This window comes from Pseudomonas sp. 4CAES_32.4 (genome assembly GCF_058136335.1).
In genome coordinates this window covers 2406855-2421797 of sequence record NZ_CM176882.1, presented here as the reverse complement: position 1 = coordinate 2421797, position 14943 = coordinate 2406855, and the positions used below count along the sequence as shown (strand labels likewise).

At 60.6% G+C, this 14943-nt stretch carries 12 protein-coding genes; 10 read left to right on the top strand and 2 right to left on the bottom strand.

Features of this window, described 5'->3' with window-relative positions; translation table 11 throughout:
* Window positions 1-86: 86 nt before the first annotated feature.
* The 3 genes from AC3Y64_RS10945 to AC3Y64_RS10935 all read left to right on the top strand — a co-directional run bounded on the left by AC3Y64_RS10945 (window position 87) and on the right by AC3Y64_RS10935 (window position 3221).
* Entirely contained in the window at window positions 87-1103 is a 1017-nt protein-coding gene (locus AC3Y64_RS10945) for an arginine N-succinyltransferase (RefSeq protein ID WP_489987441.1), read from the top strand.
* Between the two features lie 61 nt (window positions 1104-1164).
* Entirely contained in the window at window positions 1165-2199 is a 1035-nt protein-coding gene (gene astA, locus AC3Y64_RS10940) for an arginine N-succinyltransferase (protein WP_489987440.1), read from the top strand.
* A 152-nt stretch (window positions 2200-2351) separates the two neighbouring features.
* On the top strand, window positions 2352-3221 hold the full coding sequence (locus tag AC3Y64_RS10935) for an isocitrate lyase/PEP mutase family protein (RefSeq protein WP_007919546.1): 870 nt from the start codon (window positions 2352-2354) through the stop codon (window positions 3219-3221).
* Between the two features lie 153 nt (window positions 3222-3374).
* On the opposite strand, the gene AC3Y64_RS10930 is transcribed toward AC3Y64_RS10935, so the two are convergent.
* Both AC3Y64_RS10930 and AC3Y64_RS10925 read right to left on the bottom strand, forming a co-directional pair.
* Window positions 3375-4607, bottom strand: coding sequence for a M20/M25/M40 family metallo-hydrolase (locus tag AC3Y64_RS10930; RefSeq protein WP_489987439.1), 1233 nt, complete (start codon window positions 4605-4607; stop codon window positions 3375-3377).
* Window positions 4608-5036: 429 nt separating this feature from the next.
* On the bottom strand, window positions 5037-6107 hold the full coding sequence (locus AC3Y64_RS10925; protein ID WP_489987438.1) for a diguanylate cyclase: 1071 nt from the start codon (window positions 6105-6107) through the stop codon (window positions 5037-5039).
* Window positions 6108-6298: 191 nt separating this feature from the next.
* On the opposite strand from AC3Y64_RS10925, the gene AC3Y64_RS10920 reads away from it, so the two are divergent.
* The 7 genes from AC3Y64_RS10920 (at window position 6299) to AC3Y64_RS10890 (ending at window position 14861) form a co-directional block, all read left to right on the top strand.
* The gene (locus AC3Y64_RS10920; protein ID WP_489987437.1) at window positions 6299-7753 is read left to right on the top strand and encodes a flavin-containing monooxygenase; all 1455 of its coding nucleotides are present in this window, start codon (window positions 6299-6301) and stop codon (window positions 7751-7753) included.
* 21 nt (window positions 7754-7774) lie between these two features.
* The gene (locus AC3Y64_RS10915) at window positions 7775-8701 is read left to right on the top strand and encodes an alpha/beta fold hydrolase (protein WP_489987436.1); all 927 of its coding nucleotides are present in this window, start codon (window positions 7775-7777) and stop codon (window positions 8699-8701) included.
* On the top strand, window positions 8698-10197 hold the full coding sequence (gene glcD, locus AC3Y64_RS10910) for a glycolate oxidase subunit GlcD (protein WP_489987435.1): 1500 nt from the start codon (window positions 8698-8700) through the stop codon (window positions 10195-10197). Before AC3Y64_RS10915 ends, glcD begins: the two co-directional genes overlap by 4 nt.
* On the top strand, window positions 10197-11246 hold the full coding sequence (gene glcE / locus AC3Y64_RS10905) for a glycolate oxidase subunit GlcE (RefSeq protein ID WP_489987434.1): 1050 nt from the start codon (window positions 10197-10199) through the stop codon (window positions 11244-11246). Before glcD ends, glcE begins: the two co-directional genes overlap by 1 nt.
* Window positions 11247-11248: 2 nt before the next feature.
* Window positions 11249-12469 (top strand): glycolate oxidase subunit GlcF, encoded by a 1221-nt coding sequence (gene glcF, locus AC3Y64_RS10900; protein ID WP_489987433.1) that lies wholly within the window; start codon window positions 11249-11251, stop codon window positions 12467-12469.
* 88 nt (window positions 12470-12557) lie between these two features.
* Window positions 12558-13937, top strand: a complete 1380-nt coding sequence (hglS, locus tag AC3Y64_RS10895) for a 2-oxoadipate dioxygenase/decarboxylase HglS (RefSeq protein WP_489987432.1) — start codon at window positions 12558-12560, stop codon at window positions 13935-13937.
* A gap of 408 nt (window positions 13938-14345) precedes the next feature.
* Window positions 14346-14861, top strand: coding sequence for an Hcp family type VI secretion system effector (locus AC3Y64_RS10890; protein WP_007949952.1), 516 nt, complete (start codon window positions 14346-14348; stop codon window positions 14859-14861).
* The last annotated feature ends 82 nt before the right edge of the window (window positions 14862-14943 follow it).

The window sequence follows — 14943 nt, the reverse complement described above, 5'->3', positions numbered from 1 at the left end:
GGCGACCGCCGATTTAACGCGTGGAAACCGACAGTGATAGTCAGGTTCGGCCAAGAGGCCGAACCCTTTGATACAGGAGTGCATCCATGCTGGTCTTACGCCCAGTTGAGCCAACCGACCTGCCGCAGTTGCAACAGCTGGCCCGTGACAGCCTGGTCGGCGTGACGTCGCTGCCGGATGACAGCGAACGTCTGCAAGCGAAAATCGCCGCCTCCGTCGCCTCGTTCGACAGCGTGGCAGCGGCGCACGGCCCGGAGAATTACTTCTTCGTGCTCGAAGACCTCGACAGCCAACGCTTGGTCGGCTGCTCGGAGATCCTCGCCACTGCCGGTTTCGACGAGCCGTTCTATAGCCTGCGCAACCGCCACTTCACCAGCACGTCGCGCGAGCTCAACATCGAACACGGCGTGCCGGCGTTGTCGCTGTGCCATGACCTCAGCGGCCACACTCTGCTGCGCGGTTTTCACATTGATGCGGCGCTGGTCGGCAGCGCGTTTTCCGAATTGCTGTCACGCGCGCGCCTGTTGTTCATCGCCGCCCATACGTCGCGCTTCGCTGAAGCGGTGATTACCGAGATCGTCGGCTACAGCGACGAGAACGGCCACTCGCCGTTCTGGGATGCGCTGGGCAAACATTTCTTCGACTTGCCGTATGTCGAAGCCGAGCGTCTGTGCGGGTTGCAGAGCCGCAGTTTCCTCGCCGAATTGATGCCGCAATACCCGATTTACGTGCCGATGCTGCCCCTGGCCGCACAGGAATGCATCGGGCGGATTCACCCGGACGGTCAGGAGGCTTTCGACATCCTTGAACGCGAGGGCTTTGAAACCAACAGCTACATCGACCTGTTCGACGCCGGCCCGACGTTGTATGCGCGCACGGCGAACATTCGTTCGATCGCCCGCAGCCAGACCGTCACCGTCCGCGAGCACTCGGTGAACAATAGCCGAGGTCGCTTTCTGCTGAGTAACGATGCGTTGCATGGCTATCGCGCCACCGTCGCCGAACTGGATTACCAACTCGATCAACCGCTGTCCCTCACCCCTGCAATGTGTGCGGCGCTGAACGTGACCGATGGCAACCCGATCCGGCTGATTGCGTTATGAACCGCGCAAGGTTCTGCCCCCCACGACAGTGCCCGAACAGGCGCGCAGAAGGAGTTCCAGCATGATTGTCCGTCCGGTCAAAGTCAGCGACCTGCCCGCCTTGATAACGCTGGTGCAACAGGCCGGCCCGGGGTTCACCACCCTGCCGGGCAACGAAGATCGACTCGCCCATCGGGTGCGCTGGGCGCAACGGGCATTCGCCGAGCAGGTGGAGCGCGCCGATGCCGATTACCTGTTCGTGCTCGAAGACGACGACATGCGCGTGGTCGGTGTCAGCGCATTATCCGGCGCGGTGGGCCTGCGTGAGCCCTGGTACAACTATCGTGTCGGACTGACCGTGAGTTCGGCACCGGACTTGGGCATTCAACGGCAGATCCCGACGCTGTTCCTCAACAATGAACTGACTGGCCAATCGGAACTGTGCTCGCTGTTTCTTGGCCATGACCATCGTCACGGTAGCAACGGCCGCCTGCTGTCGCTGGGGCGTTTGCTGTTCGTCGCCGAATTCCCCCATCTGTTTGGCGAGAAAATGATCGCCGAGCTGCGCGGCAGCGCCGATGAACAAGGTTGTTCTCCGTTCTGGGACAGCCTGGGCCGGCACTTCTTCCAGATGGATTTCAGCCATGCCGATCATTTGTCGGGGCTGGGCAACAAATCGTTCATTGCCGAACTGATGCCGCGTCAGCCGCTGTACACCTGCCTGCTCACCGAACAGGCGCAAGCGGCGATTGGTCAGGCGCACCCGAATACCGAGCCGGCGTTGAAAATTCTTCAGGCTGAGGGTTTTACCCACAAAGGCTACATCGACATCTTCGACGGTGGGCCGGTGATCGAAGCGCCCGTGCGCAATATCCGCACCGTCCGCGATAGCCTGGAGCTGACCCTGAGCCTTGGCAGTCCGGATGAACAGGCGCCACTGTGGCTGATCCACAATCGCCGGTTGGAGAATTGCCGCATCACCGTCGCCCGCGCCCGACGGGTCGGCAGCAGCCTGGCGATCGACCGCTCAACCGCGCAGCGTCTGCAATTGCAGCCGGGCAACTCGGTCCGGGCGGTGATGTTGCCGAATCAACAGCAACAGGCCGTTGCGGCCTGACTGCGCCGCTTTGGATGAACCCTTTCAGCGCATCGAGCGTCACGGCGTAAATTCGTCATGATCCTTGACCCATTCGCGTGATAGCCTTTTCATTCTTCGGCGTTGACACATTTGCTCAAGCCGTTCCATTCCTTTGTATTGGTGGAACTCGTATGACCAGGCTTTCTCATCAAGATTTGCGCCGTAATTTCCGTCAGCTTCTGGCTTCCGACACCTGTTATCACACCGCTTCGGTGTTCGACCCGATGTCCGCCCGCATTGCCGCTGACCTGGGCTTTGAAGTGGGGATTCTCGGTGGCTCGGTGGCGTCGTTGCAGGTGCTGGGTGCACCGGACTTTGCCCTGATCACCCTCAGCGAGTTCGCCGAACAGGCCACCCGCATCGGCCGCGTCGCCCAGTTGCCGGTGATCGCCGACGCCGACCACGGCTACGGCAACGCCCTCAACGTGATGCGCACCATCGTTGAACTGGAGCGCGCCGGCGTCGCCGCCCTGACCATCGAAGACACCTTGCTGCCAGCGCAATTCGGCCGCAAATCGACCGACTTGATCACGGTTGCCGAAGGCGTCGGCAAGATCCGTGCAGCGCTGGAAGCCCGCGTCGATACGGAAATGGCGATCATCGCCCGCACCAACGCCGGCATTCTGCCGAATCAGGAAATCATCAGCCGCACTCGCCAGTATCAGGCCGCAGGCGCGGATGGTATTTGCATGGTCGGGATTCAGGATTTTGATCAGCTCGAACAAATCGCCGAACACTTGACCGTGCCGCTGATGCTGGTGACCTACGGCAACCCGGCGCTGCGCGACGACAAACGCCTGGCCGAACTCGGCGTGCGCGTGACCATCGATGGCCACGGCGCTTACTTTGCCGCGATCAAAGCCACGTACGACAGCCTGCGCGAACAACGGCAGATCTTCACTCAGGCGTCCGACCTGAGCGCGACTGAATTGACGCACACCTATACCCAGCCGGAGGAATACATTCTCTGGGCCAAGGAATACATGAGCGTCAAGGAGTGATCGATTGACCGGGCTGACGCCATCGCTGGCAAGCCAGACTCCCACAGTTTATGCGGCTAACCATGACTTAATGGTTCACACCAAACCCTGTGGGAGCTGGCTTGCCAGCGATGAGGCCAGCCGCCGCAACGCCAAATCAGGCTCTGCTCACGGCTACTTGGCCAACTCCATAATCATCCGCGACAACAGATAAATCCGTGGCGCCACGCTCGCCACCTCGGCGTATTCCTCCGGCGTATGAATATTGCCGCCGACAATCCCGAAACCATCCAGCGTCGGCGTGCCGACTCCGGCGGACAGGCTGGCATCCGCTGCACCACCGCTGCCTTCCTCGGTCAACTTGCGGCCAATCTCGCCATAAATCCCCTGGGCCATGGCCATCAAACGATCCGATTCGGCAGTCTGCGGCATTGGTGGCAAACCGCGCTGCAGTGAAGTCTTCACTTCGGTTTCTGGAATCAGCTTGTCCTGAGACACCCGCGCCAGATCCTTCTCGATGCGGTCGAATTCTTCCGGCACCGCCGCGCGCACGTCAGCCTTGGCCGTGGCTTGATCGGGAATCACGTTGGTGCGGTCACCGGCCTTGAGCACGGTGAAGTTGATGGTGGTTTTCTTCGCCTCGTCGCCGAGTTTGCCCAGTTGCAGAATCTGGTGTGCCGCCTCCATTGCGGCGTTGCGCCCCAGTTCCGGCGCAACGCCGGCGTGGGCAGCTTTGCCCTTGACCTCTACCAGCGCCGTTGCGCTGCCCTTGCGCCACACCACCAAGCCATCGGCCGGGCGACCCGGCTCGAGATTGAGGGTCACGTCGTGCTGTTTGGCGGTTTTCTTGATCAGGTCAGTGGCGACGTCCGAGCCGGTTTCTTCACTGGCGTCGAGCAGGAAAGTGATTTGCGCGTAGTCCTTGAAGTCGAGGTTTTTCAGGACTTTCAACGCGTAGATCCCGGCGACGATGCCACCCTTGTCATCCATCACCCCCGGCCCGTAAGCGCGACCGTCCTTGATGTGGAATGGCCGCTCGGCAGCCGAGCCTTCCTTGAACACCGTATCCATGTGCGCCATCAGGAGGATTTTCGCCTTGCCGGTGCCTTTGAACGTGGCCAGCACATGGTTGGATTTTTCCGGTGTGTTGGGCACAAGCTCGATGGTGGCGCCGAGTTTTTTCAACTCGTCGATGGCGATGTCGCCGACCTGCTTGAGGCCCGGCTCATAGCCTGAACCGGAGTCGATATTGACCAGACGCTCCAGCAGCTTCAGCGCTTCGGGCTGATACTGCTCGGCATCGGCGAGCACCTGTTTGTGCGGTTCGGCAAAGGCGCCGGCAGCGGCGAAGGCTAGAGACAGGCCGAGGCTGGCGGCCAACAGGGAGCGGGGAAATGAGAACGTCATGAAGCGATCCTTGTTTCGCGTCGGGGGGATTTAACCGTACCCGACATCAGCGCAAGGCTCTACACCGAATGCGACACTGATCAACCAGATCAACACACATCCCTGCTGGTTATAGTGGTGGGTCAGTCGACACAATGGCTGGCTGTGCCGGCCCTATCGCTAGCAGGGCTAGCTCCCACAATGGGAATTTCTACACACATCCCTGTGGGAGCCAGCCCTGCTGGCGATAGTGGTGGGTCAGTCGACACAATGGCTGGCTGTGCCGGCCCTATCGCTAGCAGGGCTAGCTCCCACAATGGGAATTTCTACACACATCCCTGTGGGAGCCAGCCCTGCTGGCGATAGCGGTGGGTCAGTCGACACAATGGCTGGATGTGCCGGCCCTATCGCTAGCAGGGCTAGCTTCTACAAAGGGCTTCGTGGCAAGGCTCAGACCGAGTCGAGCAACTCGTGCCGGGGCTTGTCGCAATTGCAGATCACCCGGTTGCGCCCGCCCGCCTTGGCTTCATACAGCGCCTGATCGGCGTCGTTGAGCCAGCGCGTCGCGTCGCCATGGGACGGATCGTACGCCGCCAGACCAATACTCAAACTGACCTTCAACGTCGGATTCTGCTCATAGCCCAGCGTGACAAAACGCTCGCGCAGCGCTTCCATCGCCTGCGCGGCATTGAACAGCGGCAGCTCTGGCAGAATCACGCAGAACTCATCACCGCCATAACGCCCTGCAACGTCGGTCGCGCGCAGGTTCTGCTTGAGCATTTTGCTCAGTTGGCGCAAGACGATGTCGCCGGCGACGTGGCCGTAGGTGTCGTTGATCGCCTTGAAATGATCGATGTCGATCAAGGCAATCGCCGCGCCCTGCTTCTGCCGTTTGCAGCGCTGAAAGGCAATCTCCAGTTGATCCTTCCACGCGCCGTGGTTGAGCAGGCCAGTGAGGCTGTCGGTGCGGCTCAAGGCCAGCAGTTCGCGTTTATGCCGACCAAGGGTGTGCGCCTGCCGGAAGCACAGCAAGCCCAACGCTAATGGATAGAGCATCAACATCGGCAGGCACGCATACAGTTGCAGCGGCGAGGTTTGCGGAATGAACGCCGGCGCGAACACCACCAGACCGACGCCAATCCCGAGAATCTGCGCGGCCAGACCGGCCAGCAAAAACCGTATGCCGCCGATAGCCACGTTGTTCATTGCCATCATCGACACGGTCGTGGCACTGGGGAGCGGATTGAAATGCATGGCGGCGACCCAGAAGCCGCCGAGAAAGGCGTCGATCAGTAAATTACGGTGTTCAGCGTGATACGGCGTGCTGGAACGACGCGCCCATTGGAACGCCAGATGCGGCCAGAGCAGGCCGTTGAAGATCATCAGCGCCCAGACCCACAGCGGCGGATCGAGCGGAAACATCGCTACGCCCACACACAGCAGCCCCAAGGCCAGCCCCAGAGTGCGCGACGTATAAAGCCTCCTGGCCAATGAAAGTCCTTTTCCTCCCGTGTTTCCCATAAGGGCCTCGATCTCTCGACGGAACCTGGATGCACCGTAGGACGGATGTGTTGGGAGTCTATCAGGGCAACGTTAAATAGCCATCACCGGCCAGCGGGCTGAATAGAGCGACATCAGGGCTGCACGCAGTGCGAATATTTGGCTATACATGAAAGGAGCAAAACGGAAAAACAACTATAAGAAGGAGCCCCATGCAGACTTACCGAGTGTTGATCATCGGCAGCGGATTTGGCGGCCAATGCGCGGCGGTCAACCTGCTCAAGGCCGGGATCGATGATTTCCGCCTGCTGGAACGACGGGATTTCTTCGGCGGCACCTGGTGCCAGAACACCTACCCCGGCGCGGCAGTGGACGTGCCGTCGCCGCTGTATTCGCTGTCGTTCGCCTCGTACCGCTGGTCGCAGATGTTTGCCGAACAGGCTGAGTTGCAGCGTTACACCGAACAGGTGATCGAGCAATTCGGCCTGCGCGAACGGGTAGAACTGCACACCAACGTCGAACGCATCGAATGGGATGACATCGAGAAACGCTGGGTCGTGCACACCGACAGCAAAGGCATCTTCCATGCGCAATTCGTCATCAACGCCAGTGGGCCATTAAGCCAGCCAGTGATCCCACAAATCCCCGGCCAGGATCGCTTTCAGGGCAAGACTTTTCACACAAACAATTGGGATCACAGCTACGACTACAAGGGTAAACGCGTGGCGATCGTCGGCAGTGGCGCCAGCGCGGTGCAGGTGATCCCGGCGATTGCGCCACAGGTCGAACAGTTGCATGTGTTTCAACGCACACCGCATTGGGTATTGCCCCGTCCCGATCGGCGCTTCGGGCCATTCCAGCGCTGGCTGCTCGGTTTGAAACCGGCCTATAAGCTGCTGCGCTGGCTGATCTACTGGCAATTCGAAACCCGGGTGATCGCGTTCAAATATTCGAAACCGGCGATCCGCATGGTGCAGCGTCAGGCCCTGCGCTGGCTCGAGCGTCAGGTGCAGGATCCGGTGCTGCGGGCAAAACTGACACCCGACTTCCTGATCGGCTGCAAACGGGTGCTGATGTCCAACACCTATTACCCGGCGTTGAGTCGCACCAATGTCGCGCTGCACACCCGCGAGCAAGGTGTCGCATCGCTCGATGAGAGCGGAATCAACACGGCAGACGGCGAGCACATCGATGTTGATCTGATCATTTGGTCCACGGGTTACGACGCCACCGACGGGGTGATTTCCTACCCGGTCAGCGGAAAAAACGCCGTACAACTCAGAGATGTCTGGGAGCAATACCCGCGTGCCTACCTCGGCACCAGCCTGCCGGACTTTCCCAACCTGTTTATCGTCACCGGCCCGAACACCGGAATTGGCCACACTTCAGCGCTGTTCATCATCGAATCGCAGATGAACTACATCATCGACTGCATTCGCACCGTGCAGGTCAAAGGCCTGCGCAGCATCGAAGTGCGCCCCGAAGCGGAACGTACCTACACTGAAATGATCCACCGGGAGATGGAACGCACGGTGTGGAAGTCCGGCGGTTGCCACAGTTGGTATCAAAGCAAGAGCGGTCATGTGAGCGCGATGTTTCCCGGCTTCAGTTTCAGCTACTACCGATTGACTCGGGCGCTGAAACCCGCCGACCACATTTTGTCCTGAACACGTAAAAGGAAGACGTCGATGCTTTTGCTGTTTGTCGCCCTCGCGGTTTTCGTAGCCTGGAGCTGGTTGAGTTATCCGGCGGTCGGCCATTGGCTGTATGACCTGAACATGGCCATCGAGGCCAAGTTGTACAAATTGCACAAGATCGAAGTGCCGATTGCCGAAATGACGGTGTCGACCTGGCAAGGCGGGCCTTATGAGGCCTCAAGCGCGATTCTGATGCTGCACGGCTACAGCGCTGACAAGAACCTGTGGCTGCGCTGCGCGCGGCACTTTGTCCGCCAGTATCGGGTGATCATCCCGGATCTGGCCGGCCATGGTGAAACCGGCTTCAAGGCGGGCGGCGGCTACGACATTGCGGTGCAGGCCAAACGGATGATCCAGTTGCTCGATGTCTGCGGTGTGGAGAAAGTCCATGTGATCGGCAATTCCATGGGCGGCTACATTGCCGCGTGGCTGGCGGCGACGTATCCAGACCGCATTGCCTCGGTGGCGTTGATCGATCCGGCCGGCGTTACCGCGCCCGAAGTCAGCGACATGGAGCGGCATCTGGCCCGTGGGCATAACCCGTTTCTGATCAACTCCCGCGAGGAGTTTCGCCAGTTCTACGCGATGACCATGGAATCGCCGCCGTGGGTGCCCAATCTGGTGCTGGACGCCATCGCCCAACGCTACGAGCAGCAACGTGATGAGTTGGAAGAAATCTTCCGCGACTTCCGCGCCAGTCCGCCGATGGAGCCGAAACTGCCTGACATCAAGTGCCCGGCGCTGTTGCTCTGGGGGCGCAAGGATCGTTTGATTGATGTCAGCAGCGTACCGGTCTGGAGCAAGGGCATCGCCAACCTGCAGGTCGACGTCTGGGACCACGTCGGGCACATGCCGATGGTCGAGCAACCCGCCAGCACCGCACGGCTGTACCGGGAGTTTCTGGGAAATCAGCGATGAACATCCTCTACGACGAGCGCCTCGACGGGCCGTTGCCCGAGGTGAACAAGGCCGAGTTTCTCAAAGCCCTGCAACAAGCCGTGCCCGACCTCGACATCCTGTGGCGCGAGGACGAACTCAAACCCTACGAATGCGACGGCCTCTCCGCGTACCGCACTACGCCGATGCTGGTCGCCCTGCCCCGGCGCCTGGAACAGGTGCAAACCCTGCTCAAACTTTGCCATCAGCAAAACGTGCCGGTGGTTGCCCGTGGCGCCGGCACAGGGTTGTCCGGCGGCGCGTTGCCGCTGGAAAAAGGCCTGCTGCTGGTGATGGCACGCTTCAACAATATCCTGCACATCGACCCCGCCGCCCGCACCGCGCGAGTACAACCGGGCGTGCGCAATCTGGCGATTTCTCAGGCCGCGGCGCCGTTCGGGCTGTATTACGCGCCAGATCCGTCCTCACAGATCGCCTGCTCGATTGGCGGCAATGTCGCGGAAAACGCTGGCGGCGTGCATTGCCTCAAGTACGGTTTGACCGTGCACAACTTGCTGAAAATCGACGTGCTGACCATCGAAGGCGAACGCCTGACACTGGGTTCCGACGCCCTCGATTCGCCAGGTTTCGACTTGCTCGCATTGTTCACCGGCTCCGAAGGTTTGCTGGGGATCATCACCGAAGTCACGGTCAAACTGCTGCCCAAGCCGCAGGTGGCAAAAGTCCTGCTGGCCAGTTTCGATTCCGTGGAAAAGGCAGGTCGCGCGGTGGCCGAAATCATCGCCGCCGGGATCATTCCCGGTGGACTGGAAATGATGGATAACCTTGCCATCCGCGCCGCCGAGGACTTCATTCATGCCGGTTACCCGGTCGACGCCGAGGCGATTCTGTTGTGCGAACTCGATGGTGTCGAAGCCGATGTCCACGACGACTGCCAACGGGTGCGCGAAGTAATGAATCAGGCCGGCGCCACCGAAGTGCGCCAGGCCCAGGACGAAGCCGAGCGCGTGCGCTTCTGGGCCGGGCGCAAAAATGCCTTCCCCGCCATCGGCCGCTTGTCACCTGATTATTACTGCATGGACGGCACCATTCCGCGCCGCGAATTGCCTGGCGTCCTGCAAGGCATTGCGCGCCTCGGCAAAGAATATGGCTTGCGCGTGGCCAACGTCTTTCATGCCGGCGACGGCAACATGCACCCGCTGATCCTGTTCGACGCCAACCAGCCCGGCGAGCTGCACCGCGCCGAAGCCCTCGGCGGCAAGATCCTGGAGCTGTGCGTGCAGGTCGGCGGCAGCATCACCGGCGAACACGGCGTGGGCCGCGAGAAAATCAATCAGATGTGCGCGCAGTTCAACAGCGATGAACTGACCTTGTTTCACGCGGTGAAAGCCGCGTTCGACCCGCAAGGTCTGCTTAACCCCGGCAAGAACATTCCGACCCTGCACCGCTGCGCCGAATTCGGTGCCATGCACATTCACGCCGGGCAACTGCCTTTCCCCGAGCTGGAGCGTTTCTGATGGCGGATTTCGATGCCAGCGGCGCCCTCATCGAACAAGTCAACGCGGCGCGCGCCAACGCCACGCCGCTGAAAATCCAGGGCGGCAACAGCAAGGCCTTTATCGGCCGAGCAGTGACCGGTGAAGTGCTCGACACCCGCGCCCATCGCGGCATCGTCCGTTATGAGCCGACCGAATTGGTGGTCAGCGTGCGCGCCGGCACGCGGCTGTCCGAGCTGCTCGCGGCACTGGATGGCGCCGGACAGATGTTGCCGTGCGAGCCGCCGTCATTTTCTGAAGGTGCGACCGTCGGTGGCATGATCGCCACCGGGTTGTCCGGGCCTCGGCGGCCATGGTCGGGGTCGGTGCGGGATTTCGTCCTGGGTACGCGCGTGATCACCGGGCTCGGCCAGCACCTGCGTTTCGGTGGCGAAGTGATGAAAAACGTTGCCGGTTATGACCTGTCACGGCTGATGGCTGCCAGTTTCGGCTGCCTCGGCGTGATCACCGAAGTGTCGCTGAAAGTCCTGCCCAAACCGCGTCAGTGCCTGAGCATCCGCCTCGACATCGATTGCGCCCGCGCCTTGGCCAGACTCGCTGAGTGGGGCCAGCAACCGCTGCCGATCAGCGCCGCGTGCCACGATGGTGACAGTCTCTATCTGCGTCTCGAGGGCGGCGAAGGTTCGGTGACCGCAGCGCATCAACGCCTCGGCGGTGAACCGTTGGACTCGGGATTCTGGCGGGATCTTAATGAGCAGCGCCTGAGCTTTTTCGATGAGGGTCTGCCGTTGTGGCGATTGTCGTTGCCGAACAATCTCGGCCCAGTGGATTTGCCCGGCGCGCAGCTGATCGACTGGGCGGGCGCGCAACGCTGGCTGAAGTCCGATGCCGAGAATATCCACGTTCTGGCCCATGAACTCGGCGGTCACGCGACCTGTTTCAGTCACGCTGCAACCGATTTACCGTTCCAGCCATTGGCGCCGACGCTGCTGCGCTATCACCGCCAACTCAAGGCGCAACTCGACCCGCAAGGGCTGTTCAATCCCGGTCGGATGTACGCGGAGGTCTAGCCATGCAAACCACCCTCAGCGAGCAATCCCGACAGCTACCCCGCGCCGCCGAGGCGGAAAAGATTCTGCGCACCTGCGTGCACTGTGGTTTTTGCAACGCGACGTGCCCGACCTATCAATTGCTCGGCGATGAACTCGATGGGCCACGCGGACGTATCTACCTGATCAAACAGGTGCTCGAAGGTGCGTCGGCGACGGCGCAAACCCAATTGCATCTGGATCGCTGCCTGTCGTGCCGCAATTGTGAAACCACCTGCCCGTCCGGCGTCGACTATCACAACCTGCTCGACATTGGCCGCGCAGTGGTCGATCAAGCGGTGCCGCGCCCTGCTGCCCAGCGGCTGTTGCGCGAAGGTTTACGGGCACTGGCGCCGAATCCGGGTTTGTTCAAAGGCTTGCTGCGCATGGGCACAACGTTTCGCCCGCTGCTGCCACGGCTGTTCGAAAGCAAACTGCCGCAGCACTTGCCGATCAGCGGGTTGCGCCCTGCCGTTCGGCATGCTCGCCGCGTGTTGTTGCTCGAAGGCTGCGTGCAACCGGGGCTTTCGCCCAATACCAACGATGCGACGGCGCGGGTGCTCGATCGATTGGGGATCAGCGTCACGCCGGTGAGCGAGGCTGGCTGCTGCGGGGCGCTCGACTATCACCTCGACGCCCAGGCCAAAGGCCTCGATCGCGCCCGGCAGAACATCGACGCCTGGTGGCCGCACCTGCAAAACGGCACCGAAGCCATCGTGCAGACGGCCAGCGGTTGCGGCGCATTCATCAAGGATTACGGGCATTTGCTGGAGGACGATCCGGCCTACGCCGCGAAAGCCAAGTTGATCAGCGAGCGGACTGTTGATCTGGTGCAGATTCTCGCGCAGGAACCGTTGGAACAGATCTGCGCCGCGAGTGAACGGCGGATTGCCGTGCATTGCCCGTGCACCTTGCAGCATGCGTTGAAACTCGGTGGCGCGGTAGAAGCGCTGCTGACGCGCCTCGGTTATAACCTCACAGCCGTGCCGGACGGGCATTTGTGCTGCGGCTCGGCCGGGACTTATTCGCTGACACAACCGGCACTGGCCCGGCAACTGCGCGACAACCGCCTCAATGCGCTGGAGAGCGGCCGTCCTGACATGATCGTCACCTCCAACGTTGGCTGCCAAAGCCATCTGGCCAGCGCCGGGCGCACACCGGTCAGGCACTGGATCGAACTGGTGGATCAGTCGTTGGCAGAATGAAGTTCGTAGGATTCTTCGTTTGCCCGCGTGGGCGAAGGCTGCGATCTTTTCGTCTATCCATTCCGTGACCGTGGCAGGAATTTTTTTCATGACCGTGCAGCCGTTTGTCAGCCCTGACCTGATCCGCCAACGCTTTTCCAAAGCAATGTCCGACATGTACCGCGAAGAAGTGCCGCTGTACGGCGCGTTGATGGAACTGGTGGAACAGACCAACCGCAGCGTCCTCGACCGCGACACAGACATTGCCCAACAATTGAAAAGCACCGGCGAAATCGAACGGCTGGACATGGAGCGCCATGGCGCCATCCGCGTCGGCACCGCCACCGAACTGGCCACCCTCGCCCGCCTGTTTGCGGTGATGGGCATGCAACCGGTGGGTTATTACGACCTGACCCCGGCGGGTGTGCCGGTGCATTCCACCGCGTTTCGTGCGGTGCATGAGGATGCGCTGCAGATCAGCCCGTTTCGGGTTTTCACCTCGTTGCTGCGTCTGGAATTGATTGAAGATCCTGAACTGCGCGCCTTTGCCGAGTCGGTATTGGCCAAGCGCTCAATTTTTACTGAAGCGGCGTTGCGACTGATCGCACAGGCGGAAACAGCCGGCGGCCTGAACGAGGCCGACGCCACGGAATTCGTCTTACAGGCACTGGAGACTTTTCGCTGGCACCACAGCGCAACCGTCACCGCCGCGCAGTACCAGACGCTGAGCGCGCAACATCGCTTGATTGCCGACGTGGTGGCGTTCAAAGGCCCGCACATCAATCACCTGACCCCGCGCACGCTGGACATCGACCGCGTGCAGGAGCAAATGCCGGCAAATGGCATCACCCCCAAAGCCGTGATCGAAGGGCCGCCGCGCCGGCAATGCCCGATCCTGCTGCGCCAGACCAGTTTCAAAGCACTGGACGAGCCGATCGCCTTCACCGACCAAAGCGAAACACGCGGCAGCCACAGCGCGCGTTTCGGCGAAATCGAACAACGTGGCGCGGCCCTGACGCCCAAGGGCCGCGCGCTGTATGACCGTTTGCTGAACGCGGCGCGGGATGAACTGGGCGCATTTCCCAATGAAGGCAATGCCGCACGCTACAACGCGCTGATGGCGCAACACTTTGGCGAATTCCCTGACAGCGTCGAAGGAATGCGCGAACAAGGGCTGGCGTATTTTCGCTATTTCGCCACGGAAAAAGGTCTGGTCGCGAGTGGTCTGAGTGACGCTTCGCTGGAGGATTTATTACGCGACGGCTATGTGAAAGCAGAGCCGCTGGTGTACGAAGATTTCCTCCCGGTGAGTGCGGCGGGGATTTTTCAGTCGAACCTTGGCGATGCGGCGCAAACGCATTATGGCGAGCATTCCAATCGCCAAACCTTCGAGAAGGCGCTGGGGCGGACGACCATTGATGAGTTGGGCTTGTATGCCGAAACGCAGCGGCGTTCGATTGAGGAATGTCTGGCCGCGCTTTCCCGCTAACAGCCATAAAGATCGCAGCTACAGAAGAAATGCATTCCAAATGCAGGAGCTGCCGCAGGCTGCGATCGTTTGATCGTGAGGCGGGCGCCTCGGCTCAATCAAGGCCTTGAGCCATACTGCGCAAGAAGTTGCGCAGTTGCATCGAGAAAAACACCGCCAACACCGCTGAAACCCTCGCCGCTCAAGGCCTGCAGCCAAGTGCGCAAGAAGTTGCGCAGTACTGCGCAACTTCTTGCGCACTTTCGCCTTGGCCTTTCAGTTTTTTTCGCCAATCCGCCCGCAAAAAACCGCCATCACCCCGGCCCATAAGGGCGGCACATTTGTTGGCACGCTCCTTGATAACAGTCAGCCACCCACCGGGCGATCTCGCCCCGGGCACCCTAACTTTATCCGCAAGGAGAGCACCCCATGGCAACACCAGCGTACATGTCGGTTACCGGCGAAAAACAAGGCCTGATCACTGCAGGCGCTTTCACCGCTGACTCCGTAGGCAACACCTACCAGGAAGGCCACGAAGACCAGGTTATGGTTCAGGCTTTCACCCACGACGTGATCATCCCGCGTGACCCGCAATCCGGTCAGCCAACCGGTCAGCGCGTTCACAAGCCAGTTGTGATCACCAAGGTCTACGACAAGGCTTCGCCTCTGCTGCAAGCCGCTCTGACCTCCGGCGAGCGCATGAGCGAAATCGTTATCCAGTGGTACCGCACTTCGGCGCAAGGCACCCAAGAGCACTACTACACCACCAAACTGGAAGACGCGATCATCGTCGCCATCAACAACAAAATGCACAACTGCCAGGATCCAGGCAACGCGCACTTCACTCACCTGGAAGAAGTGCAGTTCACCTACCGCAAAATCACCTGGACCCACGAAGTATCCGGTACTTCGGGTTCCGATGACTGGCGTGCTCCAGTCGTTTAATTACGGCTGATCGTTTCAAGCATCGGCCAGCTCTGCTGGTCGATGTTGTTTTCGCAACTCCAGATTTTTGTGACAGCACGAG

What these genes read in the sequence shown, in the direction of transcription:
- hglS (WP_489987432.1), top strand. Translation starts at nt 12,558, where the DNA reads ATGACCGTGCAGCCGTTTGTCAGCCCTGACCTGATCCGCCAACGCTTT.
- glcE (WP_489987434.1), top strand. Translation starts at nt 10,197, where the DNA reads ATGGCGGATTTCGATGCCAGCGGCGCCCTCATCGAACAAGTCAACGCG.
- AC3Y64_RS10890 (WP_007949952.1), top strand. Translation starts at nt 14,346, where the DNA reads ATGGCAACACCAGCGTACATGTCGGTTACCGGCGAAAAACAAGGCCTG.
- astA (WP_489987440.1), top strand. Translation starts at nt 1,165, where the DNA reads ATGATTGTCCGTCCGGTCAAAGTCAGCGACCTGCCCGCCTTGATAACG.
- AC3Y64_RS10945 (WP_489987441.1), top strand. Translation starts at nt 87, where the DNA reads ATGCTGGTCTTACGCCCAGTTGAGCCAACCGACCTGCCGCAGTTGCAA.
- AC3Y64_RS10930 (WP_489987439.1), bottom strand. Translation starts at nt 4,607, where the DNA reads ATGACGTTCTCATTTCCCCGCTCCCTGTTGGCCGCCAGCCTCGGCCTG.
- AC3Y64_RS10915 (WP_489987436.1), top strand. Translation starts at nt 7,775, where the DNA reads ATGCTTTTGCTGTTTGTCGCCCTCGCGGTTTTCGTAGCCTGGAGCTGG.
- AC3Y64_RS10920 (WP_489987437.1), top strand. Translation starts at nt 6,299, where the DNA reads ATGCAGACTTACCGAGTGTTGATCATCGGCAGCGGATTTGGCGGCCAA.
- AC3Y64_RS10935 (WP_007919546.1), top strand. Translation starts at nt 2,352, where the DNA reads ATGACCAGGCTTTCTCATCAAGATTTGCGCCGTAATTTCCGTCAGCTT.
- glcD (WP_489987435.1), top strand. Translation starts at nt 8,698, where the DNA reads ATGAACATCCTCTACGACGAGCGCCTCGACGGGCCGTTGCCCGAGGTG.
- glcF (WP_489987433.1), top strand. Translation starts at nt 11,249, where the DNA reads ATGCAAACCACCCTCAGCGAGCAATCCCGACAGCTACCCCGCGCCGCC.
- AC3Y64_RS10925 (WP_489987438.1), bottom strand. Translation starts at nt 6,107, where the DNA reads ATGGGAAACACGGGAGGAAAAGGACTTTCATTGGCCAGGAGGCTTTAT.